Genomic DNA, 26,160 nt, shown 5'->3' with positions numbered 1-26,160 from the left:
CGAGAAAGAGTGGGGCAACTGGGCGGACGGACTTTGTACGCCATCAGAATGGCCGGACGTCCTGATGGCGGGACGTCGTGCTGTCGTCTCTTTCAACTTGACGTGTGCCGAAGGGAAACGGTTGCCTCCCGATTCCTTACGGGTGAGCCTCCCCTTCCCTACGGCTGAGCCTCCCCCCGGATCACGGCGAGCACGCCGTCCAGCTCATCGGGTTTCACAAGAACGTCACGTGCCTTGGAGCCCTCGCTCGGGCCCACGATGGAGCGCGACTCCATGAGGTCCATCAGCCGTCCGGCCTTGGCGAAGCCGACGCGCAGCTTGCGCTGGAGCATCGATGTGGACCCGAACTGGGTGGATACGACCAGCTCAGCGGCCTGGCACAGCAGATCGAGGTCATCGCCGATGTCCTCGTCGATCTCCTTCTTCTGCTGGGTGCCGACGGTGACGTCGTCGCGGAAGACGGGCGCCATCTGGTCCTTGCAGTGCTGGACCACCGCGTGGATCTCGTCCTCGGTGACGAAGGCGCCCTGCATTCGGGTGGGCTTGTTCGCCCCCATCGGCAGGAAGAGGCCGTCACCCTTTCCGATGAGCTTCTCCGCACCCGGTTGGTCGAGGATGACCCGGCTGTCGGCGAGGGAGGAGGTCGCGAAGGCGAGCCGCGAAGGGACGTTCGCCTTGATCAGACCGGTCACGACGTCCACGGAGGGCCGCTGCGTGGCGAGCACCAGGTGGATGCCGGCCGCGCGCGCGAGCTGCGTGATGCGCACGATCGAGTCCTCGACGTCGCGCGGCGCGACCATCATCAGGTCGGCCAGCTCGTCGACGATCACCAGCAGATACGGATACGCCTGGAGCTCCCGCTCACTGCCCTCGGGCGTCTTGAGCTTGCCCTCGCGGACGGCCTGGTTGAAGTCGTCGATGTGCCGGTAGCCGAACGCGGCGAGGTCGTCGTAGCGCAGATCCATCTCGCGTACGACCCACTGGAGCGCCTCGGCGGCCTTCTTGGGGTTGGTGATGATCGGCGTGATCAGGTGCGGGATGCCCTCGTACGCCGTCAGCTCGACGCGCTTGGGGTCGACGAGGACCATCCGCACGTCCTCGGGCGTCGCTCTTATCATGATCGAAGTGATCAGGCAGTTGATGCACGAGGACTTACCCGATCCGGTGGCTCCGGCCACCAGGATGTGCGGCATCTTCGCCATGTTGGCCATGACATAGCCGCCCTCGACGTCCTTGCCGAGCGCGACCAGCATCGGGTGGTCGTCCTCGGCCGCGTCCGCGAGGCGCAGCACGTCGCCCACGTTGACCATCTCGCGGTCGGTGTTGGGGATCTCGATGCCGACCGCGGACTTGCCGGGGATCGGCGAGATGATCCGCACGTCCGGGGAGGCGACCGCGTACGCGATGTTCTTGGCCAGCGCCGTGATCTTCTCGACCTTCACGGCGGGGCCCAGCTCGATCTCGTAGCGCGTGACCGTCGGGCCGCGCGTGAAGCCGGTGACGACCGCGTCGACCTTGAACTCCGTGAACACGTTCGTCAGCGAGGCCACGACCGCGTCGTTGGCGGCGCTGCGCGTCTTGCCGGGCCCGCCGCGCTCCAGGAGGTCCAGCGAGGGCAGCGCGTACGTGATGTCGCCGGCGAGCTGGAGCTGCTCGGCGCGCGCCGGGAGTTCGCGCGGGGCGTCGGGCGGGGACTTGGTGAGGTCCGGTACGACGCCCTCGGCGGGCGCCTGCGGCTTCTTCTTGAGCTTGCCGGGCACCGGGGCGTCCGTGGCGCGCGCGGGCGGCACAGGGGCCGTACGCTCGCGCTCCTCGCGCCCCTCACGCTCCCCCGAGACGCCCTGGGTCAGGTCGGCGACCAGCGGCGAGGGCGGCATGCCGTGCAGGACGGCCCCGTCGAGGTCGGCGGCCGCGGCGGCCGCCACGTCCACGGCGTCCAGCGGCCGGCCCATGTCCGGCTGCACGGACGCCCTGCGCGGCCTGCGGCGCTTGGAGAGCGCCTCCTCCTCGGCGTCGTCGGGGGCGTACGCCTCGGGGGCGACGGAGCGCCGGCGCGCGGTGCGAGCGGGCAGCGCCTCGCGCCACTGCTCGTCGTAGCGCTCGTCGTCGTCGAGGAACTCGTCGGCCATGGGCTCCGCCTGGATCACGCCGAGCTTGATGCCGAGCAGCCGCAGCCGCTGCGGGATGGCGTTGACGGGCGTCGCCGTGACGACGAGCAGACCGAAGACGGTGAGCAGCACCAGGAGCGGCACCGCCAGGATCTCGCCCATGGTGAAGATCAGCGGTGTGGAGGCGCCCCAGCCGATCAGCCCGCCCGCGTCCCTTATCGCCTGCATCCCGTCGCTGCGGGCGGGTGAGCCGCACGCGACGTGAACCTGTCCGAGGACCCCGATGACCAGGGCGGACAGGCCGATCACGATGCGGCCGTTCGCCTCGGGCTGCTCCGGATGGCGGATGAGGCGCACGGCGATGGCACCGAGGAGCAGCGGTACGAGCAGATCGAGGCGGCCGAAGGCCCCGGTCACCAGGACCTCGACGAGATCACCGACGGGGCCCCGCAGATTCGACCAGGTGCCCGCCGCGACGATCAGAGCGACGCCGAGCAGCAGCAGCGCGAGGCCGTCCTTGCGGTGCGCCGGGTCGAGGCCCTTCGCCCCGCGCCCTATGCCGCGGAACATGGCGCCGACCGCGTGCGCGAGGCCGAGCCAGACGGCCCGCACCACGCGGTACAGGCCCCCGGTGGGGCTGGGTGCGGGCCGGGGCGCGGGCTTCTTCACCACGGCTTTTTTCGCCGGGGCCCTCTTCGCGGGCGCCTTCTTGGCCGCGGTCTTCCTCGCGGGCGGTCTGGCAGCGGCCTTCTTCGCCGGAGCCTTCGTCGGCGCGGCCGCCTTCTTCGCGGGCGTCTTCTTGGCTGCGGACTGACGTGAGGCCATGGGTGTGAGGTTACCGTTGTCTACCACTGCGGACACGTGTGCCTACTGCTTCACCCGTTCGTGTCGCCCTTGCGGGGGCGGTGAACTGACGGGCGTTCACCGGAGCCGCGGGGCGACCTGCCGCGTCAGTTCTGCGAGGGGACCGAGGGGGCGCCGCTGCCGGTGCCCGGTTCCAGGGCGTCAAGAGCGCGCCGCAGGCCGGTGAGTTTGCGTTCGAGATGGGCGGCGGTGGCCACCGCGGCCGCGTCCGCCGACTCGTCGTCCAGCTGCTTGGAGAGCGCTTCGGCCTGCTCCTCGACGGCCGCGAGGCGCGCGGACAGTTCGGCGAGGAGGCCCGCGGGCTCCTTCGCGCCGCCCTGGTCGGCCTTGCCGCCCCCTTCGAGCTGGAGGCGCAGCAGGGCGGCCTGCTCCCGCAGTTGGCAGTTCTTCATGTACAGCTCGACGAAGACCGAGACCTTCGCGCGCAGCACCCACGGGTCGAACGGCTTGGAGATGTAGTCCACCGCGCCCGCCGCGTAGCCGCGGAACGTGTGGTGCGGCCCGTGGTTGATGGCGGTGAGGAAGATGATCGGAATGTCCCGGGTCCGCTCCCGCCGCTTGATGTGCGCGGCCGTTTCGAAACCGTCCATTCCTGGCATCTGGACGTCCAGCAGAATGACCGCGAAGTCGTCCGTGAGTAGTGCTTTGAGCGCTTCCTCCCCGGACGATGCCCGCACCAGTGTCTGATCGAGCGCAGAGAGGATGGCCTCCAGCGCCAGCAGATTCTCCGGCCGGTCATCGACCAGGAGGATCTTGGCCTTCTGCACCATGGCCCGCCCTCCTCGCCCCGGCGGTACACCGGGCGCCGCCCCAGAGGACGACTCCCTTGCGCCGCCCGTCCTTGTGCCGGTCATGGTAGCCGCACCCCGCCTGTCGCCACACCCTGTCACCGCGATGTCACTGTGCACGTAGCAGAAACGCGGTGGGAGACCAGAAGGTTCCCCGAATACCGCCGTTCTACACGACCTCGGCCACACTGTGTCAGCAACTCCGTGTGACGAAGCCGGTTCTCGGTCATTGACCGCGCATCCACTGCTCCATCACTGACAACAGGTGATCCGGATCGACCGGCTTCGTCACGTAGTCGGAAGCTCCGGAGTCGATCGCCTTCTCCCGGTCGCCCTTCATCGCCTTCGCCGTGAGCGCGATGATCGGCAGCCCGGCGAACTGCGGCATCCTGCGGATCGCCGTCGTCGTCGCGTAGCCGTCCATCTCGGGCATCATGATGTCCATCAGAACGACCGTCACGTCGTCGTGCTGCTCCAGGACTTCGATCCCCTCGCGGCCGTTCTCCGCGTAGAGCACCGAGAGGCCGTGCTGCTCCAGGACGCTCGTGAGCGCGAAGACGTTGCGGATGTCGTCGTCGACGATCAGGACCTTCTCCCCCTCGAAATGGAAGCCGGGCCGCGCGGGCGCAGCCTCCTGCTCCGGGGCGGCCCACTGCTCCTGCGGCCGCTCGTCCTGGCCCCCCGCCGGCTGCCCCGGCAGCGCGTGCGGCTGCTGCTCCGGCGCCGAGCGACGGCGGCGCCTGAAGAGCGCCGCCGGGCCCGCGGGAGCCTCCTGGCGCGCCGCGGGGGCGCCGTCCTGCTCCGGGGTCTCGGGCGCCCTCGTGGGGCCCTCCGGGGCGGGCAGTTCCGCCGTGGAGGGCACGGGCGCGAGCTGCGCGTAACCCTGGGGAGGCAGTTCGCTCGGGTGCAGGGGCAAATAGAGCGTGAAGGTCGAGCCGCGGCCCGGTTCGCTCTGGGCGTGGATCTCACCGCCGAGCAGCCGCGCGATCTCCCGGCTGATGGACAGGCCGAGGCCCGTGCCGCCGTACTTGCGGCTGGTCGTGCCATCGGCCTGCTTGAAGGCCTCGAAGATGACCCGCATCTTGCTGGCCGCGATTCCGATGCCGGTGTCCGTCACGGAGAAGGCGATCAGGTCGGCGCCCGCGTCCCGCAGGGAGCCCGCCTCCAGGAGCTGTTCGCGGATCGCGTTGGGCACGTCGTTGTTGGCGTGCCGGATCACCAGCTCGACCGCTCCGGAGTCGGTGAACTTCACCGCGTTCGACAGGAGGTTGCGCAGCACCTGGAGCAGTCGCTGTTCGTCCGTGTGCAGCGTCGCGGGCAATTCCGGGGACACGCGTACGGAGAAGTCGAGCCCCTTCTCCGCGGTCAGCGGACGGAACGTGGCCTCTACGTAGTCGACGAGTTGGACCAGGGCGATACGCGTCGGGGAGACGTCCATCTTGCCCGCCTCGACCTTCGACAGGTCGAGGATGTCGTTGATGAGCTGGAGCAGGTCCGACCCCGCCCCATGGATCGTCTCGGCGAACTCCACCTGCTTGGGGGTGAGGTTCGAGTCGGCGTTGTCGGCGAGCAACTTGGCGAGGATCAGCAGGGAGTTGAGCGGTGTGCGCAGCTCGTGCGACATGTTCGCCAGGAACTCGGACTTGTAGCGCATCGAGACCGCGAGCTGCTCGGCACGCTCCTCCAGAACCTGCCGGGCCTCTTCGATCTCGGTGTTCTTGACCTCGATGTCGCGGTTCTGCTGGGCCAGCAGCTCGGCCTTCTCCTCCAGCTCCGCGTTCGAGTCCTGGAGCGCCTTCTGCCGGTTCTCCAACTCGGCCGACCGCTCCCGTAGTTGCTCGGTCAGCTCCTGCGACTGCTTGAGCAGCACCTCGGTCTTCGTATTGACGCTGATGGTGTTGACGCTCGTCGCGATCATCTCGGCGATCTGGTTCAGGAAGTCCTTCTGGATCTGCGTGAAGGGCTGGAACGCGGCCAGTTCGATCACGCCGAGCACGGTCCCTTCGAAGAGCACCGGAAGCACGATGACCTGCGCCGGGGGCGCCTCTCCGAGGCCGGACGCGATCCGCAGGTAGCCGGAGGGCGCGTTCTCCACGAGGATCGTGCGCCGCTCCTTGGCCGCCGTGCCGATCAGCGTCTCGCCGGGCCGGAAGGACGTCGGCATGGACCCCATGGAGTAGCCGTAACTGCCGAGCATGCGCAGCTCGTACGCGTCCTCGTGGTCGCCCCCGAGATCCTTGCCGTCGTCCGTGGGCATCGCCAGGAAGAACGCGCCGTGCTGCGCCGAGACCACCGGCGTCAGCTCGCTCATGATCAGCGAGGCGACATCCTCCAGGTCGCGGCGGCCCTGCATCAGACCGGAGATCCGCGCGAGGTTGCCCTTCAGCCAGTCCTGTTCCTTGTTGGCGAGGGTGGTGTCGCGGAGGTTCGCGATCATCGTGTTGATGTTGTCCTGGAGGACCTGGATCTCGCCCGCCGCGTCGACCTCGATCTTGAGGTTGAGGTCGCCCCGGGTCACCGCGGTGGCGACCTTCGCGATCGCGCGCACCTGGCGGGTGAGGTTCCCGGCCATCTCGTTCACGGACTCGGTCAGGTCGCGCCAGGTGCCGTCGACGTCACGCACGCGTGCCTGGCCGCCCAGCTGGCCCTCCGTGCCCACCTCGCGGGCGACCCGGGTGACCTGCTCGGCGAACGACGACAGCTGGTCGACCATCGTGTTGATGGTCGTCTTGAGCTCCAGGATCTCGCCCCGGGCGTCGATGTCGATCTTCTTGGTGAGATCGCCCTTGGCGATCGCGGTCGTGACCATCGCGATGTTGCGGACCTGGCCGGTCAGGTTGGACGCCATCGAGTTCACGGACTCGGTGAGGTCCTTCCACGTACCGGAGACGCCCGGCACGCGTGCCTGACCGCCCAGGATGCCGTCCGTACCCACCTCACGGGCGACGCGCGTGACCTCGTCGGCGAACGAGGACAGCGTCGTCACCATCGTGTTGACCGTGTCGGCGAGCTGCGCGACCTCGCCGCGCGCCTCGACCGTGACCTTCTTGGTGAGGTCTCCGTTGGCGACCGCCGCAGAGACCTGGGAGATGTTCCGCACCTGGCTGGTCAGGTTGTTGGCCATCAGGTTGACGTTGTCGCTCAGGTCCTTCCAGATGCCGGTGACGCCCGGCACCCGCGCCTGGCCGCCGAGCTGCCCCTCGGTGCCCACCTCGCGGGCCACGCGCGTGACCTGCTCGGCGAACGAGGACAGCTGGTCGACCATGGTGTTGACGGTCGTGACGAGTTCGAGGATCTCGCCCTTCGCGTCGACGGTGATCTTCTTGGAGAGGTCGCCCATGGCGACGGCCGTGGTGACCTCGGCGATGTTGCGCACCTGGAGGGTGAGGTTGTTCGCCATGCCGTTCACGGACTGCGTGAGGTCCTTCCAGGTACCCGAGACGCCCTGGACCTCGGCCTGGCCGCCGAGGATGCCGTCCGTGCCCACCTCGCGGGAGACCCGGGTCACCTGTTCGGCGAAGGCGGACAGCTGGTCGACCATCGTGTTCAGGGTGTTCTTCAGCTCAAGGATCTCGCCACGCGCGTCCACGTCGATCTTCTGCGACAGGTCACCGCGGGCCACCGCCGTCGCGACCTGCGCGATGTTGCGCACCTGCGCGGTGAGGTTCCCGGCCATGCCGTTCACGGAGTCCGTCAGGTCCCGCCACACACCGGCCACGCCCGGCACCTGCGCCTGGCCTCCCAGACGCCCCTCCGTGCCCACCTCACGGGCCACCCGGGTCACCTGATCGGCGAAGGCGGAGAGCTGGTCGACCATCGTGTTGATGGTGTTCTTCAGCTCAAGGATCTCGCCACGCGCGTCGACCTCGATCTTCTGGGAGAGGTCACCGCGCGCCACGGCCGTCGTCACCTGGGCGATCTGGCGCACCTGCGACGTCAGGTTGCCCGCCATGAAGTTGACGGAGTCGGTGAGGTCCTTCCACGTACCGCTCACGCCGTCCACGCGCGCCTGCCCACCGAGGCGGCCCTCGGTGCCCACGTCGCGCGCCATGCGCGTGACCTGGTCGGCGAAGGACGACAGCTGGTCCACCATCGTGTTCACGGTGTTCTTCAGCTGGAGCATCTCTCCGGAGACGTCCACCGTGACCTTCTGCGACAGATCGCCGTTCGCCACCGCCGTCGTCACCTGCGCGATGTTGCGCACCTGACCGGTGAGGTTGCGGAAGGCGGTGTTCACCGAGTCGGTGAGGTCCTTCCACGTCCCGGCCGCGCCCTGCACCTGCGCCTGGCCGCCCAGCTCACCCTCGACGCCGATCTCCCGCGCCACCCGCGTGACTTCGGAACCGAAGGCGGAGAGCTGGTCCACCATCGTGTTCACGGTGTTCTTCAACTCGAGCATCTCGCCCGCGACATCGACGGTGACCTTCTGCGACAGATCGCCGTTCGCCACCGCCGTCGTCACCTGCGCGATGTCCCGCACCTGCGTGGTGAGGTTGCGGAAGACCGTGTTGACCGAGTCGGTGAGGTCCTTCCACGTCCCCGCGGCGCCCGGCACATTGGCCTGGCCGCCGAGCTGTCCCTCGGCTCCGACCTCGTTGGCCACGCGCGTGACCTCGTCCGCGAACGTACGCAGCGTCTCGGTCATCTGGTTGATCGTCTCGGCGAGCTGGGCCACCTCGCCACGCGCGCTCACCGTGACCTTCTGCGACAGGTCGCCGTTGGCGACCGCCGTCGTCACCTGCGCGATCCCGCGCACCTGCGCGGTCAGATTGCCGGCCATGAGGTTCACCGAATCGGTGAGGTCCTTCCACACGCCGGCCACACCGGGCACCTGCGCCTGGCCGCCCAGCTCACCCTCCGTGCCCACCTCGCGGGCCACCCGGGTCACCTCGGAGGAGAACGAGGAGAGCTGGTCCACCATCGTGTTGACGGTGTTCTTCAGCTCCAGCATCTCGCCCGCGACATGAACCGTGACCTTCCGGGACAAGTCGCCCTTCGCCACGGCCGTCGTCACCAGCGCGATGTCCCGCACCTGCGCGGTCAGGCGGTACGCCATGGTGTTCACCGAGTCCGTGAGGTCCTTCCACGAACCGGACATCCCTCGCACCCTGGCCTGGCCGCCCAGCTTGCCCTCGGTGCCGACCTCGCTGGCCACGCGCGTGACCTCGTCGGTGAAGGTGGAGAGCTGGTCGACGAGGTTGTTGACCGTCCGCCCGACCTTCAGGAACTCCCCGCGCAGCGGATGGCCGTTCCCGTCCACCGACTGCGCCCGCAGCTCCATGCGCTGCTCCAGGTCGCCCTCCGCCACCGCGGAGAGAACCCGGCCGACCTCGGAGACGGGACGTACAAGATCATCGACGAGGGCGTTCGACGCCTCGATCGCGGCGGCCCACGAGCCCTCGCTCGCTCCGCCCTCAAGCCGTTCCGTGAGTTTTCCCTCACGTCCGACCATGCGCCGCACCCGCGAAAGCTCACCCGTCAGGTGCAGGTTCCGGTCAGCGACCTCGTTGAAGACAGCGGCGATCTGCGACATCACGTCGTCGCCGGAGACCGTGAGCCGCTTGCGGAAATTGCCGTCCCGCATCGCCACCAGGGCCGCGAGCAGCCGATTCAGGGCCGCCGCGTCCACGGAAGCAGTCGCCCCATTGCGCGGTTTGCGCTGTTTGTTCAGGGACTGTCCGTCTTTCGCGCGCGTCTTAGTGCCCCGCGTCGCTGCGCCAGACTCCACTGTGTCCCTCCCGCAAGGGTTGACCTACTGCTTGGGCCGCTCAGGCTGTCTCCATGAAGCTTGCCCAGTGTTTCACCATGGCCGAACCAGGCCATAACAGTTCGGCAGCTTCGCACACCGTCCGCACACCCTCCGGGCGGAAACACTGACGACCGGCATCCGCTTGGACGGCGAAGGTAAGTAACCTTGCATCCGGCTGTCCAACCACCCCGGTCCTGCCCGGCCAGGGCGGTGGTACACGAACAAGCGGGCATCGGAGGGGCGGCCGCACCATGAGTTCGGGAGAACTGGGCGTCGATACAGTCGACACCGTCGATACTCGTCCGAGGAGTGCTGTGATCACCGCGCGTGCGGCTGCGACCTTCGAGCCCGTCGGGCGTTCCGTCGCCACGGCCCGCTCCTTCGTGCGCGACACCCTCCAGGGCTGGGGGTTCACGGACATCGTCGACGACGCCGTCGTCCTCACCAGCGAGCTGGTGACCAACGCCGTGGTGCACGCCGGCACGGCCGCCGACGTCCTGTGCCTGCGCAGCGTCGACGCCGTACGCATCGAGGTCTCCGACCACTATCCGGAACGGGAAATCCCGCTCCAGCAGTCCTCCGTCAACATGGGCAGCCCGGACCGCGAGGGCGGCCGCGGCCTCCAGCTGTGCGCCGCGCTCGCCACCCGCTGGGGCGTCGAGTACACCCCTACGCACAAGCAGGTCTGGTTCCAACTCGACCTTCCCCACCGCCCGGTGGGCACCCGCACCGCGGGCCCCTCGCTCCCGGCCGACCTCCTGCCCATCGCCGACGGCCGCGTCCGCGTCGCCGTCATCCAGATCGACCGCGTGGGCGCCATCTCCGCCTGGAACGAGGACGCGGAGGACCTCTTCGGGTACGCCGCCGAGCACGTCACCGGCAAGCCGCTGAACGACCTCGCGGCCTGGCCGCACACCCCCGGCACCAGCACCGGCATCGCCGAGGCCCTCCAGCTCTCCCGCTGGGAAGGCAGCTACGGCATCCGCGGCGCCCACGGCCGCGTGATCCCTGTCTACGCCTCGCACCTGCGTGTCCGCGACACCGACGGCGAGCCGTCCACGGTCTGCCTTCTCGTACGCGACGACGAGCGCGCCGTGCTCCAGACCCCGCTGCGCGGCGCGACCCCCGAGCAGGCCACGCTCAGCGAGCCGAACGCCACGGACCCCTTCGAGGTCTTCATCGGCTCCCCCGCCCCCGATGACCTCGACGGCCTGCTCCAGCGCACCGTCGAGCGCGCCCGCGACATGCTCGACGGCGACGCCGCCTTCCTGCTCCTGGCCACCGACGACGAGACGGAGCTGGAGGTGCGCGCCTCCACGGGCCTGCCCTCGGCCCGCCAGCGCTTCGCCCGCGTCCCCGTCGAGGCGGGCCCTGGACGCTACGGCTCGGCCCGCATGCCGGCCGTCCACGAGGACCTCACCGTCGTCCCCGGCGCCGTCCCGCTCCTCAACGGCACGGGCATGCGCTCCGTCGTCACGGTCCCCCTCAAGGTCGAGGGCCGTCTCACCGGCTCCCTCGGCGTCGCCGCGGAGGCTCCCGAGCGGTACTCGAACGAAGAAGCCCTGCGCCTCCAGTTCGCCGCCGACCGGATCGCCCTCGCCGTGGAGTCCGCGCGCCTCGGCGAGCTGGAGCGGCTCCGCCGCGGCTCGCTCTCGTTCCTCGTCGAGGCCTCCGACCTCCTCGCGGGCACCCTCGACCGCGACCAGACGCTGGCCCTGATGGCCCAGATGACGGTCCCGACGCTTGCCACCTGGTGTGCCGTCTACACCATCGCCGACCAGTCGGCCGAGCCCTACCTCTCGTACGTCCTGCACGAGGACGAGGACCGCATCGACGGCCTGAAGGCGCTCCTCTCCAAGATCGCCCCGCCCGACCCGGTGCCCACCCCGGGCGCCCGCGTCTGGGCAGCCCCTTCGGAAGCCGCACACCAGGCGGCGCTGCGCACCTCCATGCGCAGCCTCGGCCTCGGTGAGCCTGTGACGCTGGGTTCGGGCATCGGTACGACGCTCTCCACGGCGTCCGCGGTGGGCGGCGAGACGGTGGTCCTCCCCCTGGTCGCCCGCAACCGCGTCATCGGCATGCTCACGCTCGGTAAGCCCTCCGACGAGCACTTCCGCCAAGAGATCCTGGAATTGGCCGAAGATCTATCCCGCCGGGCGGCCCTGGCGCTGGACAACTCCCGTCTCTACTCCGAGCGCATGGCCATCAGCCAGTCCCTTCAGCGCAGTCTGCTGCCGCCCGGCCTGCCCCAGATCCCGGGCGTGGAGGTCGACGTCATCTACCGCGCGGCCGGCGAGGGCAATGAGGTGGGAGGCGACTTCTACGACCTCTTCCCGATCCGCGACGGCGCGTACGGCTTCGCGATCGGCGACGTCTGCGGCACGGGCCCGGAGGCCGCGGCCGTCACGGGCCTCGCCCGGCACGCGCTGCGCCTGCTGGCCCGCGAGGGCTTCGGCGGCCCGGCGGTCCTGGAGCGCCTGAACGCCGCGATCCTCGACGAGGGGTCCCGCAGCCGCTTCCTGACGCTCCTCTACGGCGAGTTGTGGCCCCAGGAGGACGGCTCGGCGGTCCTGAAGATCGTCTGCGCCGGCCACCCGCTCCCGCTGCGCCTGCGCCAGGACGGCACGGTCGAGCCGTACGCGGAACCGCAGCCGCTGCTCGGCGTCATGGACGACCTGGAGCTGTACGAGCAGACGGTGACGCTCGATCCGGGCGACGTCCTGCTCTGCGTGACCGACGGCGTCACCGAGCGCCGCGAGGGCACCCGCATGCTCGGCGACGACGGCCTCGCGGACGTCCTGACGACGTGCACGGGCCTGACGGCCGGCGCGGTGGCGGCCCGCATCATGCGCGCGGTGGAGCGCTTCGCGTCGGACGCTCCGTCCGACGACATGGCGATCCTCGCGATGCGCGTCCCCGGCCTACAGAAGGACTGAGCCCCGGGGCACCCGCCGGGTGCCCCGGACACCGCCGAACCCCTGCGCATCCCGTTTCCCGCATCCCACTCTGAACATGACGAAGGCCCCCGCCCAACCGGGCGGAGGCCTTCACAAGTTGAGCCCCCAAGCGGAATCGAACCGCTGACCTTCTCCTTACCATGGAGACGCTCTACCGACTGAGCTATAGGGGCCTGTTGTCCTTCGCGGTTTCCCGCGCGGCAACGAAATAGATCATACCTGAAATCCGAGCCCTTCCGAACCGCCCGTTCCTCTGGACCGACCGCCCCGGCGCTGCCACTCTGCGCGCATGCCGACCCGACGCGCCACGCTTCCGCGGTCCGCCTTACCCCTGGCGGCCGCCCTCCTGCTCCTGCCGCTCACAGCCTGCGGATCCGAGAACGACAAGGGGACCGCGAACCCCAAGCCCACGAGGAAACCAGCGGCCGCGGAGAACCCGCGCCCGGGCGACAAGAAGGTGACGCTGTCCTGGAAGGGCGAGAAGCGCGTCTACACCGTCCACGCTCCGCCCGGCTACACCCCGTCCGAGAAGTTGCCTCTCGTCGTCGCCCTGCACCCCTATCCAGCCGACGGTAAGGAAATGGCCGCCATCAGCGGCCTGAACAGCAAAGCGGACGAGGAGGACTTCCTCGTCGCCTACCCCGACGGCCTCAATCAGGGCTTCAACGCTTTCATCTGCTGCGGCTCCGAGGACGACATCGGTTTCATCCGTACGCTCGTCAAGCGGCTGACCGGCACCTGGAACGCAGACCCGGCGCGCGTCTACGCCACCGGCATTTCCAACGGCGGCGACATGTCGTACAAACTCGCCGTCGAACTCCCCGACACCTTCGCGGCCATAGCCCCGGTCAGCGGCGGCTATCTCGGCACCGACGCGGAGAAGGACTCGTACATGCCGAAGACCCCGGTCTCGGTCATCACCTTCATCGGCGGCCTCGACGAGCACTACGCCGGTATGGACGCGGGCGTCAACTCCTGGCAGAAGCGCCTGTCCTGCAAGCAGGGCAAGCCTCAAAGGCTGAGGAACGAAATCAGGAAGACCACCGCCGACTGCCGCGACGGCTCGCGCGTGGTCGTCTACCGGCTCCCCGAGATGGGCCACTCGTGGCCGAACGGCGCGGGCGGCAGCATGTCCGACCCGAAGGCCGGCGTCAACGCGACCGATCTGATATGGGAGTTCTTCAAGTCCCACCCCAAGAAGGCGTCCTAGAAAGCGGGCTGGAGGAGCCCGCCGAGGGCGTTGCAGGCGGAGACCACACGCTGCAATTCACGCCGCGACATCGACGCGTCGACCGGCAGGGCCAGCGTCTCGTCCGCGGCCCGCTCGGTCTCGGGCAGGCACACGTCCCGCCGGAACTGCGGCAGACGGTGCACCGGCGTCTTCACGGGCACCCAGCAGTTGACTCCCTTGGCCCGTACGGCGCGGGCGAACGCGTCCCGGTCGGGCCGCCCGTTCCCGGGCACGCGCACCACGTACTGCTGGTAGCTGTGCTTCTCACGGACGTCGGGCGTGACGACTCCACTGAGCCGCCCGCTCAGGTACGCGGCATGCGCCTGCCGCCGCTCGATGCCTTCGTACGGCGTCTCCGACTCGCCCTGCTCCAGGACGAGGAACCCCTGCCGCTGCCCCAGCTCGCGCAGTCGCCGTACGTCGGCCTGGTTCCCGAAGCGGTGCACGACGATGACAGCGGCCGTACGCGGGGTCGCCGCGGCGGCGACGGCGTCCGGGTCGAGACAGTACGTCGCCGGCTCTATGTCGGCGAACACCGGCAGCGCACCCGCGAGGACGACAGCCTCGGCGACCTCGGCGTTCCCGTAGGCGGGCACGACCACCTCGTCACCGGTACCGACACCAGCGACGCGCAACATTCCAACAGTCCCCATGCCTTCGGATGTTGGCCGCGCAACGTGAACGGCAAGTGACGCAAAACAAAAAAGAGCTGGTCCCTGAACCGAAGTTCAGGGACCAGCTCTATCAAGATTAGTTCGGCGGCGTCCTACTCTCCCACAGGGTCCCCCCTGCAGTACCATCGGCGCTATGAGGCTTAGCTTCCGGGTTCGGAATGTAACCGGGCGTTTCCCTCATGCTATGACCACCGAAACACTATGAAACTGTCAACCGCACCGCACGTGACCATGTACGGGGTTGTTCGTGGTTTCAGAACCAACACAGTGGACGCGAGCAACTGAGGACAAGCCCTCGGCCTATTAGTACCAGTCACCTCCACCCGTTACCGGGCTTCCAGATCTGGCCTATCAACCCAGTCGTCTACTGGGAGCCTTAACCCCTCAAAGGGGGTGGGAATACTCATCTCGAAGCAGGCTTCCCGCTTAGATGCTTTCAGCGGTTATCCTTTCCGAACGTAGCCAACCAGCCATGCCCTTGGCAGGACAACTGGCACACCAGAGGTTCGTCCGTCCCGGTCCTCTCGTACTAGGGACAGCCCTTCTCAATATTCCTACGCGCACAGAGGATAGGGACCGAACTGTCTCACGACGTTCTAAACCCAGCTCGCGTACCGCTTTAATGGGCGAACAGCCCAACCCTTGGGACCGACTCCAGCCCCAGGATGCGACGAGCCGACATCGAGGTGCCAAACCATCCCGTCGATATGGACTCTTGGGGAAGATCAGCCTGTTATCCCCGGGGTACCTTTTATCCGTTGAGCGACGGCGCTTCCACAAGCCACCGCCGGATCACTAGTCCCGACTTTCGTCCCTGCTCGACCCGTCGGTCTCACAGTCAAGCTCCCTTGTGCACTTACACTCAACACCTGATTACCAACCAGGCTGAGGGAACCTTTGGGCGCCTCCGTTACTCTTTGGGAGGCAACCGCCCCAGTTAAACTACCCATCAGACACTGTCCCTGATCCGGATCACGGACCGAGGTTAGACATCCAGCACGACCAGAGTGGTATTTCAACGGCGACTCCACGAACACTGGCGTGCCCGCTTCAAAGTCTCCCACCTATCCTACACAAGCCGAACCGAACACCAATATCAAACTGTAGTAAAGGTCCCGGGGTCTTTCCGTCCTTCTGCGCGAAACGAGCATCTTTACTCGTAGTGCAATTTCACCGGGCCTATGGTTGAGACAGTCGAGAAGTCGTTACGCCATTCGTGCAGGTCGGAACTTACCCGACAAGGAATTTCGCTACCTTAGGATGGTTATAGTTACCACCGCCGTTTACTGGCGCTTAAGTTCTCAGCTTCGCACACCCGAAAGTGCACTAACCGGTCCCCTTAACGTTCCAGCACCGGGCAGGCGTCAGTCCGTATACATCGCCTTACGGCTTCGCACGGACCTGTGTTTTTAGTAAACAGTCGCTTCTCGCTGGTCTCTGCGGCCACCCCCAGCTCACGGAGTAAATCCGATCACCAGTGATGGCCCCCCTTCTCCCGAAGTTACGGGGGCATTTTGCCGAGTTCCTTAACCATAGTTCACCCGAACGCCTCGGTATTCTCTACCTGACCACCTGAGTCGGTTTAGGGTACGGGCCGCCATGAAACTCGCTAGAGGCTTTTCTCGACAGCATAGGATCATCCACTTCACCACAATCGGCTCGGCATCAGGTCTCAGCCTTAATGTGCGACGGATTTACCTATCACACGGCCTACACCCTTACCCCGGGACAACCACCGCCCGGGCTGGACTACCTTCCTGCGTCACCCCATCACTCACCTACTACAAGTCTGGTCCGTCGGCTCCACCACTTTCCTTTCCCCGAAGGGTCCGGAACGGCTTCACGGACTTAGCATCGCCTGATTCAATGTTTGACGCTTCACAGCGGGTACCGGAATATCAACCGGTTATCCATCGACTACGCCTGTCGGCCTCGCCTTAGGTCCCGACTTACCCTGGGCAGATCAGCTTGACCCAGGAACCCTTAGTCAATCGGCGCACACGTTTCTCACGTATGTATCGCTACTCATGCCTGCATTCTCACTCGTGAACCGTCCACCACTGCCTTCCGGCGCAGCTTCACCCGGCACACGACGCTCCCCTACCCATCCCAGCAGGCGTTGGCCCTATATGCTGGAATGACACGACTTCGGCGGTACGCTTGAGCCCCGCTACATTGTCGGCGCGGAATCACTAGACCAGTGAGCTATTACGCACTCTTTCAAGGGTGGCTGCTTCTAAGCCAACCTCCTGGTTGTCTCTGCGACTCCACATCCTTTCCCACTTAGCGTACGCTTAGGGGCCTTAGTCGATGCTCTGGGCTGTTTCCCTCTCGACCATGGAGCTTATCCCCCACAGTCTCACTGCCGTGCTCTCACTTACCGGCATTCGGAGTTTGGCTAAGGTCAGTAACCCGGTAGGGCCCATCGCCTATCCAGTGCTCTACCTCCGGCAAGAAACACACGACGCTGCACCTAAATGCATTTCGGGGAGAACCAGCTATCACGGAGTTTGATTGGCCTTTCACCCCTAACCACAGGTCATCCCCCAGGTTTTCAACCCTGGTGGGTTCGGTCCTCCACGACCTCTTACAGCCGCTTCAACCTGCCCATGGCTAGATCACTCCGCTTCGGGTCTTGAGCGCGCTACTAAACCGCCCTATTCGGACTCGCTTTCGCTACGGCTTCCCCACACGGGTTAACCTCGCAACACACCGCAAACTCGCAGGCTCATTCTTCAAAAGGCACGCAGTCACGACGTACAGCACAAGTGCTGCACGCGACGCTCCCACGGCTTGTAGGCACACGGTTTCAGGTACTATTTCACTCCGCTCCCGCGGTACTTTTCACCATTCCCTCACGGTACTATCCGCTATCGGTCACCAGGGAATATTTAGGCTTAACGGGTGGTCCCGCCAGATTCACACGGGATTTCTCGGGCCCCGTGCTACTTGGGTGTCTCTCAAACGAGCCGCTGATGTTTCGACTACGGGGGTCTTACCCTCTACGCCGGACCTTTCGCATGTCCTTCGCCTACATCAACGGTTTCTGACTCGTCTCACAGCCGGCAGACTGTGAAAGAGAGATCCCACAACCCCGCATACGCAACCCCTGCCGGGTCTCACACGTATACGGTTTGGCCTCATCCGGTTTCGCTCGCCACTACTCCCGGAATCACGGTTGTTTTCTCTTCCTGCGGGTACTGAGATGTTTCACTTCCCCGCGTTCCCTCCACACTGCCTATGTGTTCAGCAGCGGGTGACAGCCCATGACGACTGCCGGGTTTCCCCATTCGGAAACCCCCGGATCAAAGCCTGGTTGACGACTCCCCGGGGACTATCGTGGCCTCCCACGTCCTTCATCGGTTCCTGGTGCCAAGGCATCCACCGTGCGCCCTTAAAAACTTGGCCACAGATGCTCGCGTCCACTGTGCAGTTCTCAAACAACGACCAACCACCCATCACCCCACCAGCAAAACCAGTGAGTGTACTGGGGTCGGCACTGAAGGCAGCCGAAACCGGCCGTACCCTCAGATACCCAACAGCGTGCCCGACACCCTTACCGCTTCCCTCAACGTTCCACGCTCCGAAGAGCAGTACTGGAAGGAAAAGACGATCAAGTGTGCCGAGTAGTCAACGTTCCACCCATGAGCAACCAGCATCAGACATTCGCTGATGGACTGGCCTCTGACCAACCGGAGTTGGTAAGAAGTGCTCCTTAGAAAGGAGGTGATCCAGCCGCACCTTCCGGTACGGCTACCTTGTTACGACTTCGTCCCAATCGCCAGTCCCACCTTCGACAGCTCCCTCCCACAAGGGGTTGGGCCACCGGCTTCGGGTGTTACCGACTTTCGTGACGTGACGGGCGGTGTGTACAAGGCCCGGGAACGTATTCACCGCAGCAATGCTGATCTGCGATTACTAGCAACTCCGACTTCATGGGGTCGAGTTGCAGACCCCAATCCGAACTGAGACAGGCTTTTTGAGATTCGCTCCACCTCACGGTATCGCAGCTCATTGTACCTGCCATTGTAGCACGTGTGCAGCCCAAGACATAAGGGGCATGATGACTTGACGTCGTCCCCACCTTCCTCCGAGTTGACCCCGGCGGTCTTCTGTGAGTCCCCATCACCCCGAAGGGCATGCTGGCAACACAGAACAAGGGTTGCGCTCGTTGCGGGACTTAACCCAACATCTCACGACACGAGCTGACGACAGCCATGCACCACCTGTACACCGACCACAAGGGGGGCACCATCTCTGATGCTTTCCGGTGTATGTCAAGCCTTGGTAAGGTTCTTCGCGTTGCGTCGAATTAAGCCACATGCTCCGCTGCTTGTGCGGGCCCCCGTCAATTCCTTTGAGTTTTAGCCTTGCGGCCGTACTCCCCAGGCGGGGAACTTAATGCGTTAGCTGCGGCACCGACGACGTGGAATGTCGCCAACACCTAGTTCCCACCGTTTACGGCGTGGACTACCAGGGTATCTAATCCTGTTCGCTCCCCACGCTTTCGCTCCTCAGCGTCAGTAATGGCCCAGAGATCCGCCTTCGCCACCGGTGTTCCTCCTGATATCTGCGCATTTCACCGCTACACCAGGAATTCCGATCTCCCCTACCACACTCTAGCTAGCCCGTATCGAATGCAGACCCGGGGTTAAGCCCCGGGCTTTCACACCCGACGTGACAAGCCGCCTACGAGCTCTTTACGCCCAATAATTCCGGACAACGCTTGCGCCCTACGTATTACCGCGGCTGCTGGCACGTAGTTAGCCGGCGCTTCTTCTGCAGGTACCGTCACTTTCGCTTCTTCCCTGCTGAAAGAGGTTTACAACCCGAAGGCCGTCATCCCTCACGCGGCGTCGCTGCATCAGGCTTTCGCCCATTGTGCAATATTCCCCACTGCTGCCTCCCGTAGGAGTCTGGGCCGTGTCTCAGTCCCAGTGTGGCCGGTCGCCCTCTCAGGCCGGCTACCCGTCGTCGCCTTGGTGAGCCATTACCTCACCAACAAGCTGATAGGCCGCGGGCTCATCCTTCACCGCCGGAGCTTTTAACCTCCACCCAGGAGAGTGGAGGTGTTATCCGGTATTAGACCCCGTTTCCAGGGCTTGTCCCAGAGTGAAGGGCAGATTGCCCACGTGTTACTCACCCGTTCGCCACTAATCCACCCCGAAGGGCTTCATCGTTCGACTTGCATGTGTTAAGCACGCCGCCAGCGTTCGTCCTGAGCCAGGATCAAACTCTCCGTGAATGTTCTCCCGTAATCGGGATGACACCACGAGAGCGGAACGGTCGGGAGGAATAATCCCGTCCGTTCACAGCGTCCTCGCTGTGTTTCTTCAAAGGAACCGCGTCCCAGCTGATGCTGGAGACGGGGTTATCAACATATCTGGCGTTGACTTTTGGCACGCTGTTGAGTTCTCAAGGAACGGACGCTTCCTTTGTACTCACCCTCTCGGGCTTTCCTCCGGGCGCTTCCCTTCGGTGTTTCTTTTGTTCTTGCGTTTCCGACTCTATCAGACTCTTTCGTGTCCGATTTCCTCGGCGCCTTTCCGGTTCCCGCTCCAGCCTTTCGGCTTTCGCGTTTCCCTTTCCGGCGGCTCCGACTTTATCAGAAGTTCTGAGTCGGATTTCCCGCCCCGTTCGGGTCGGCCCCTCACACGTGAGTGCGCGGTGCTTCCCGGTTGGGCGGAGCCGTAAACCTAACGGAGCGGGGCGCCCCGATGCAAATCGAGGCGCCCCGCTCCGGAGAACACGTGGTCAGGAGGGTCAGACCTCGACGACCACGGGCAGGATCATCGGGCGTCGGCGGTAGTTGTCCGACACCCACTTGCCCAGCGTGCGGCGGATGAGCTGCTGGAGCTGGTGGGGCTCGACGACGCCGTCCTGGGCCGACTTCTCCAGGACTTCCTGGATCTTCGGCATGACGGTGGTGAAGACGCCGTCGTCGATGCCGGAGCCGCGGGCCTGGATGTGCGGGCCGCCGGTGATCTTGCCGGTGCTGGAGTCCACCACGACGAAGACGGAGATGATGCCCTCGTCCCCGAGGATCTTGCGGTCCTTCAGCGCGGGCTCGCCGACGTCGCCGACGGAGAGGCCGTCGACGTACACGTACCCGGCCTGGACCTTGCCGACGATCTTCGCCTTGCCCTCGACGAGGTCGACGACGACGCCGTCCTCGGCGATCACGATGCGGTCGTGCGGGACGCCGGTGAGGGCGCCCAGCTCGGCATTGGCGCGCAGGTGGCGCCATTCGCCGTGGACCGGCATCAGGTTCTTGGGCTTGCAGATGTTGTAGAAGTACAGCAGCTCGCCGGCCGAGGCGTGGCCGGAGACGTGCACCTTCGCGTTGCCCTTGTGGACGACGTTGGCTCCCCAGCGGGTCAGGCCGTTGATCACGCGGTAGACCGCGTTCTCGTTGCCGGGGATCAGCGACGACGCCAGGATCACCGTGTCGCCCTGGACGATGCGGATCTGGTGGTCGCGGTTGGCCATGCGGGAGAGCGCGGCCATGGGCTCGCCCTGCGAGCCGGTGCAGACCAGGACGATCTCGCTGTCGGGCAGGTCGTCGAGCGTCTTGACGTCGACGACGAGGCCCGGCGGGACCCGGAGGTAGCCGAGGTCACGGGCGATGCCCATGTTGCGGACCATCGAGCGGCCCACGAAGGCGACCCTGCGGCCGTACTCGTGCGCGGCGTCCAGGATCTGCTGGATGCGGTGCACATGGCTGGCGAAGCTGGCCACGATGATGCGCTTCTGGGCGCCCGCGAAGACACCACGGATCACGTTCGAGATGTCGCGCTCGGGCGGTACGAAGCCCGGGACCTCGGCGTTCGTGGAGTCGGAGAGGAGAAGGTCGATGCCCTCTTCGCTCAGCCGTGCGAACGCGTGCAGGTCGGTCAGGCGGCCGTCCATCGGCAGCTGGTCCATCTTGAAGTCGCCGGTGGCGACGACCATGCCCGCGGGGGTGCGGATGGCGACGGCCAGGGCGTCCGGGATGGAGTGGTTGACCGCGATGAACTCGCAGTCGAACGGGCCCAGGTGCTCGCGGTCGCCCTCGACGACCTCGAGCGTGTACGGACGGATGCGGTGCTCCTGGAGCTTCGCCTCGATCAGCGCGAGGGTCAGCTTGGAGCCGATCAGCGGGATGTCCGGCTTCTCGCGCAGGAGGTAGGGGACGCCGCCGATGTGGTCCTCGTGACCATGCGTGAGGACGATGCCCTCGATGTCGTCGAGGCGGTCCCTGATGGACGTGAAGTCCGGCAGGATCAGGTCGATTCCGGGCTGCTCCTCCTCGGGGAAGAGCACTCCGCAGTCGACGATCAGGAGACGACCGTTGTACTCGAAGACGGTCATGTTGCGGCCGATCTCACCGAGGCCGCCCAGCGGGGTGACCCGCAGGCCGCCCTTGGGGAGCTTCGGCGGGGCGCCGAGTTCAGGATGCGGATGACTCAAAAGACTCTCCTCACCACGCGCGCCACGTACCTCCGGGGCACGTGGCGCGCATGACGTTCGTGCATTAGCAGTTGTTGTGTGGGGTGCGGGCGGCTCATGGTGCTCGGGTCGCCCGCGTGTTTCACGTATTCAGTTGTGAAGTCTGGGGTTACAGCTGTACCCCGCCGGCGGCGAGATCGACCTTGAGCTGTGCCGTCTCCTCGGGCGTCAGCTCCACCATCGGGAGGCGGAGCGGACCTCCGGGGCGGCCCTGGAGGGCGAGCGCCGCCTTGGTCGTCATCACGCCCTGGGTGCGGAACATGCCGGTGAAGACCGGGAGCAGCTTCTGGTGGATCTCCGTGGCCTTCTGGACGTCGCCGGTGAGGTACGCCTCGAGCATCGCGCGCAGCTCGGGGGCGACCACATGCCCGACGACGGAGACGAAGCCGCACGCGCCGACCGACAGGAGCGGGAGGTTCAGCATGTCGTCTCCGGAGTACCAGGCCAGGTCCGAGCGGGCGATGGCCCAGCTGGCGCGGCCCAGGTCACCCTTGGCGTCCTTGTTGGCGACGATCCTGGGGTGCTCGGCGAGGCGGACGATCGTCTCGGTGTTGATCGGTACGCCGCTGCGGCCCGGGATGTCGTAGAGCATGACCGGCAGCTCGGTGCTGTCGGCGATCGCGGTGAAGTGCCGGAACAGGCCCTCTTGCGGGGGCTTGTTGTAGTACGGCGTGACGGTCAGGAGGCCGTGCGCCCCGGCCTGCTCGGCGGCGCGGGCCAGCTCGATGCTGTGCCGGGTGTCGTTCGTGCCGACGCCCGCGACGACGTGGGCGCGGTCTCCGACCGCGTCCACTACGGCTCGTACGAGATCGTTTTTCTCCGCGTCATCGACAGTCGGGGACTCACCGGTGGTGCCGTTGATGATCAGGCCGTCATTGCCTGCGTCCACCAGGTGGGCGGCGAGCTGCTGCGCGCCGTCGAGGTCGAGTGCGCCGTCCGCCCTGAAGGGCGTGACCATGGCGGTGAGGACCCTCCCGAAGGGGGTCTGCGGAGTGGAGGTCGGAGCCATGGGTAACACGCTACTCGCTGCTCAGCGCGGGGTCCCCCCTCGGGGGATGTGAGCGGACCTGACAAGTGAGGAGCCCGGCACTGCCTGCTCGGGGGTTCAAGCAGTGCCGGGTCCGTTTGATCAGGCTAGATGAACTTCACGAAGTGCCGCAATACGGACACTTCGCTCCACCCATCCGTACATCAGTGCCTTACGGCGCCACGCGTCCGTTCTTGTTGAAGGCCGCGTGGGTGAGCGGCATCAGTTCCGCCCAGTACTGCTCCATCTTCTCGCCGACCATCTCGATCTCCCGCTGCGGGAAGGACGGGACCTTGGCGAGCTCGTGCTGCGTGCGGAGGCCAAGGAAGTGCATCAGGGAACGGGCGTTGCACGTCGCGTACATCGAGGAGTAGAGCCCGACGGGGAGCACCGCGCGGGCGACCTCGCGGGCGACGCCGTCGGCGAGCATCTCCTGGTACGCCTCGTACGCCTGGCGGTAGGAGTCCTCCATGACGCGGCCCGTCAGCTCCTGCTGGGCCTGGGTGCCCTCCACGAAGACGTACTTGCCCGGGCGGCCCTCCTGGACCAGCTTGCGGGACTCGTCGGGGACGTAAAAGACGGGCTCCAGCTCCCTGTACCTCCCCGACTCCTCGTTGTACGACCAGCCGACGCGGTGGCGCATGAACTCGCGGAAGACGAAGATGGGGGCGCTGATGAAGAACGTCATCGAGTTGTGCTCGAAGGGGCTGCCGTGGCGGTCCCGCATCAGGTAGTTGATCAGGCCCTTGGAGCGCTCCGGGTCCTTCTGCAGCTCGTCCAGCGACTGCTCGCCCGCCGTGGAGACACGGGCGGCCCACAGGACGTCGGAGTCGGTGGCGGCGTGCTTCACCAGCTCGACGGTGACCTCGCTGCGGAAGCTGGGCTTGAGGTCTTCGGCGGGGGTCTCGCTCACAGGCGGGGTCCTTCCATGTGCATCACTCGGGCGGCGCCCACTCTATGGCCAGGCACTGACAATCGGCCGTTCGGTGACCCGCCACGACATTCTTCAACTAATTTGCCGAAACAGGGCACCTTTTGGGCGATTCGAGCGTCTGTCTAGACGAGAGAGAAAGTTCGAGACCCGTGAGGAGAAGCGCGCCCCATGTTCCGTCGGCGAGAGCCCGTCCCGTTCGCCTTCATCGCCGAAGCCGACAAGTTCCGCAGTAACGTCACTCCCCCTCCCCGTGAGCGCGCGACGGCCAGTCAGATCATGGGCCGCACGCTCATCGGACTGACCGTGGTGGCCGGTCTCGTGGGATCCCTGCTCTTCGGGATGCCCGCCATGTCGGCCGATCAGTCGCCCGCGCATACGCAGCAGTCCGAGGCCTCGGACGGGCGCTGACAGTACCCCCATGGCCCCCCAAAGCTGGTAGCAGGGGACACGGCTCGATAACCTCACCGGGCACAGCCCGTGCGTGGATCGAGTGAGGATCAGCCCGTGCCCCTGCCTTTCCTGACCGCGGACCGCGCTTTCGACGACGCGGCGGACGACGCCGCGCTGCCCTTCGACGACCGCGATCTGTGGCGCCGCCCCTATCGCCCCGGCCCCTGGCGGGTGGGCACCGCCGCGCTTTCGCTGCTGCTCGCCTCGTACGTCCTCTTCGCCGCCGTGATCATCGCGTTCGCGGACTCCCTCGCGGGCGCCGCCCTCTGCGCGGGACTCGCCGTACTCATCATCGTCGGCTCCCTGCGGCTGCTGCGCGTGGGCACCTGGGTGAGCGCGCGCGGGGTGCGCAGGGTCGGCTTCCTGCGGACGCGGACCGTGCCCTGGGCGCAGATCGCGACCGTGCGGACCGCGCAGCAGCCCGTGCGGTGGCTGGGACTGCCCCGCACCGTGCAGGGGCAGGCCCTCATCCTCGTACGCCGTGATCAAGCGGCCGGCGGGCAGCAGTTGCTGATGACCGACCGCAACGCCGACTTCCTGGCACGGCACGAGGCGTTCAACCGGGCCGCCGACGCCATCGAGGTGTGGGCCGACGAGTACCGCACCAGGGCCGAGTACCAGCCCACCGCCTAGGGCGTGTCCGGTCAGACGTTCACCGGCTTGCCCGCGTGCAGGGCGATCGCTCGCTGCATGGCCTTCCGCGCGCGCGGGGTGTCCCGTGCGTCGTGGTAGGCGACGGCCAGGCGGAACCAGCAGCGCCAGTCGTCCGGCGCGTCCTCGGTCTCGGCCTTGCGGCGGGCGAAGACCTCGTCGGCCGAGTCGCGGTCGATGCGGCCGCCCGGGGTGCGCTTCAACTCGTCGACCGGGAGGCCGCCTTCGGCCTCCAGTTCGGCGGCGAGACGGTTGGCGCGCTGGACGAACTGGGTGTTCTTCCAGAGGAACCAGATGCCGATGAACGGCAGGATCAGCACCGCGACACCGAAGGTGACGGTGAGCGCGGTGCCGTGCTGTATCAGGAGCACGCCGCGGCTGCCGACCAGGACGAAGTAGACGACCAGGACGGCAGCCGTGACGGCGTAGGTGATCTTCGCTCGCATGAGGTTCGCTTCCCGGATCAGCCGAGGTCCAGGAAGTGTTCCAGACCGAAGGTCAGGCCCGGAGTGCTCACCACGCGGCGGGCGCCGAGCAGGATGCCCGGCATGAAGCTGCTGTGGTGCAGCGAGTCGTGCCGGACGGTCAGGGTCTCCCCCTCGCCGCCCAGCAGCACCTCCTGGTGGGCGAGGAGGCCGCGCAGGCGCACGGAGTGCACCGGAACGCCGTCCACGTCTGCGCCGCGGGCGCCGTCCAGGGCGGTCGTCGTGGCGTCGGGCTGCGGGGCGCTGCCCGCTTCCCTGCGGGCCTCGGCGATGAGCTGGGCGGTGCGCGTGGCGGTGCCGCTGGGGGCGTCCGCCTTGTTCGGGTGGTGCAGCTCGACGACCTCGACGGACTCGAAGTAGGGCGCCGCGAGCTGCGCGAACCTCATCGTCAGGACCGCGCCGATGGAGAAGTTCGGGGCGATGAGCACACCCGTCTCCGGGGACGCCTCCAGCGACGTACGCAGCCGCGCGAGGCGCTCGTCGGTCCAGCCCGTCGTGCCCACCACGGCGTGGATGCCGTGGCGTACGCAGAAATCGAGGTTGCCCATCACCGAGTCGGGGTGGGTCAGTTCGACCGCGACCTGGGCACCGGCGTCCGCCAGCGTCTCCAGCTCGTCGCCCCGGCCCAGCTCCGCGACCAGTTCCATGTCGTCGGCGGCCTCGACGGCCTTCACGGCCTCGGAGCCGATACGGCCCTTGGCGCCGATGACCGCCACGCGCAGCTTGCTCATGTCCTTCATTCCTTAAGTCGGTC

General features: G+C 66.5%; 13 protein-coding genes, 1 tRNA gene and 3 rRNA genes. 4 read left to right on the top strand and 13 right to left on the bottom strand.

Annotated elements, in window-relative coordinates; translation table 11 throughout:
• Nucleotides 1–158 precede the first annotated feature (158 nt).
• The 3 genes from CP975_RS26480 to CP975_RS26470 all read right to left on the bottom strand — a co-directional run bounded on the left by CP975_RS26480 (nucleotide 159) and on the right by CP975_RS26470 (nucleotide 9,488).
• The gene (locus tag CP975_RS26480; RefSeq protein ID WP_150477412.1) at nucleotides 159–2,933 is read right to left on the bottom strand and encodes a DNA translocase FtsK; all 2,775 of its coding nucleotides are present in this window, start codon (nucleotides 2,931–2,933) and stop codon (nucleotides 159–161) included.
• Between the two features lie 125 nt (nucleotides 2,934–3,058).
• Nucleotides 3,059–3,742, bottom strand: a complete 684-nt coding sequence (locus CP975_RS26475) for a response regulator (protein WP_055529774.1) — start codon at nucleotides 3,740–3,742, stop codon at nucleotides 3,059–3,061.
• Between the two features lie 244 nt (nucleotides 3,743–3,986).
• Nucleotides 3,987–9,488 carry a HAMP domain-containing protein gene (locus CP975_RS26470; protein WP_150477411.1) on the bottom strand — a complete coding sequence of 1,834 codons (5,502 nt, stop codon included), beginning with the start codon at nucleotides 9,486–9,488 and terminating at the stop codon, nucleotides 3,987–3,989.
• 335 nt (nucleotides 9,489–9,823) lie between these two features.
• On the opposite strand from CP975_RS26470, the gene CP975_RS26460 reads away from it, so the two are divergent.
• A complete protein-coding gene (locus CP975_RS26460) occupies nucleotides 9,824–12,445 on the top strand; it encodes a SpoIIE family protein phosphatase (protein ID WP_055529777.1) in 2,622 nt (873 codons plus the stop codon).
• A gap of 121 nt (nucleotides 12,446–12,566) precedes the next feature.
• Here the strand turns inward: CP975_RS26460 and CP975_RS26455 are convergent.
• A tRNA-Thr gene (locus CP975_RS26455) sits at nucleotides 12,567–12,639 on the bottom strand.
• 116 nt (nucleotides 12,640–12,755) lie between these two features.
• On the opposite strand from CP975_RS26455, the gene CP975_RS26450 reads away from it, so the two are divergent.
• A complete protein-coding gene (locus CP975_RS26450; protein WP_150477410.1) occupies nucleotides 12,756–13,676 on the top strand; it encodes an extracellular catalytic domain type 1 short-chain-length polyhydroxyalkanoate depolymerase in 921 nt (306 codons plus the stop codon).
• On the opposite strand, the gene CP975_RS26445 is transcribed toward CP975_RS26450, so the two are convergent.
• The 7 genes from CP975_RS26445 to thyX all read right to left on the bottom strand — a co-directional run bounded on the left by CP975_RS26445 (nucleotide 13,673) and on the right by thyX (nucleotide 23,799).
• Entirely contained in the window at nucleotides 13,673–14,335 is a 663-nt protein-coding gene (locus CP975_RS26445; protein ID WP_055529778.1) for a DegT/DnrJ/EryC1/StrS family aminotransferase, read from the bottom strand. The two genes, CP975_RS26450 and CP975_RS26445, sit on opposite strands and share 4 nt — an antisense overlap.
• 115 nt (nucleotides 14,336–14,450) lie before the next feature.
• Nucleotides 14,451–14,567, bottom strand: a 5S ribosomal RNA gene (gene rrf / locus CP975_RS26440).
• A gap of 87 nt (nucleotides 14,568–14,654) precedes the next feature.
• Nucleotides 14,655–17,779: ribosomal RNA gene (locus CP975_RS26435) — 23S ribosomal RNA — on the bottom strand.
• A 311-nt stretch (nucleotides 17,780–18,090) separates the two neighbouring features.
• Nucleotides 18,091–19,616: ribosomal RNA gene (locus CP975_RS26430) — 16S ribosomal RNA — on the bottom strand.
• Together the 16S, 23S and 5S rRNA genes form the textbook arrangement of a ribosomal RNA operon.
• A 518-nt stretch (nucleotides 19,617–20,134) precedes the next feature.
• Complete coding sequence (locus tag CP975_RS26420) at nucleotides 20,135–21,820, bottom strand: ribonuclease J (protein ID WP_055531426.1); 1,686 nt, start codon at nucleotides 21,818–21,820, stop codon at nucleotides 20,135–20,137.
• A 148-nt stretch (nucleotides 21,821–21,968) separates the two neighbouring features.
• Nucleotides 21,969–22,868, bottom strand: a complete 900-nt coding sequence (gene dapA / locus CP975_RS26415; protein ID WP_030784330.1) for a 4-hydroxy-tetrahydrodipicolinate synthase — start codon at nucleotides 22,866–22,868, stop codon at nucleotides 21,969–21,971.
• Nucleotides 22,869–23,058: 190 nt separating this feature from the next.
• Entirely contained in the window at nucleotides 23,059–23,799 is a 741-nt protein-coding gene (thyX, locus tag CP975_RS26410) for an FAD-dependent thymidylate synthase (RefSeq protein WP_055531429.1), read from the bottom strand.
• A 189-nt stretch (nucleotides 23,800–23,988) separates the two neighbouring features.
• Here thyX and CP975_RS26405 point away from each other — a divergent pair, with 189 nt between their 5' ends.
• The gene (locus CP975_RS26405) at nucleotides 23,989–24,228 is read left to right on the top strand and encodes a hypothetical protein (RefSeq protein WP_030784336.1); all 240 of its coding nucleotides are present in this window, start codon (nucleotides 23,989–23,991) and stop codon (nucleotides 24,226–24,228) included.
• 96 nt (nucleotides 24,229–24,324) lie between these two features.
• A complete protein-coding gene (locus tag CP975_RS26400; protein ID WP_055531430.1) occupies nucleotides 24,325–24,903 on the top strand; it encodes a PH domain-containing protein in 579 nt (192 codons plus the stop codon).
• 11 nt (nucleotides 24,904–24,914) lie between these two features.
• Here CP975_RS26400 and CP975_RS26395 read toward each other — a convergent pair whose 3' ends face one another.
• Together CP975_RS26395 and dapB are read right to left on the bottom strand one after the other, a co-directional pair.
• Entirely contained in the window at nucleotides 24,915–25,367 is a 453-nt protein-coding gene (locus CP975_RS26395; RefSeq protein ID WP_055531432.1) for a tetratricopeptide repeat protein, read from the bottom strand.
• Nucleotides 25,368–25,384: 17 nt separating this feature from the next.
• On the bottom strand, nucleotides 25,385–26,137 hold the full coding sequence (gene dapB, locus CP975_RS26390; RefSeq protein ID WP_055531434.1) for a 4-hydroxy-tetrahydrodipicolinate reductase: 753 nt from the start codon (nucleotides 26,135–26,137) through the stop codon (nucleotides 25,385–25,387).
• Nucleotides 26,138–26,160: the final 23 nt, after the last annotated feature.

The organism is Streptomyces alboniger, from assembly GCF_008704395.1.
GTDB lineage: Bacteria > Actinomycetota > Actinomycetes > Streptomycetales > Streptomycetaceae > Streptomyces > Streptomyces alboniger.
This window is presented reverse-complemented; position numbering and strand designations above follow the sequence as displayed.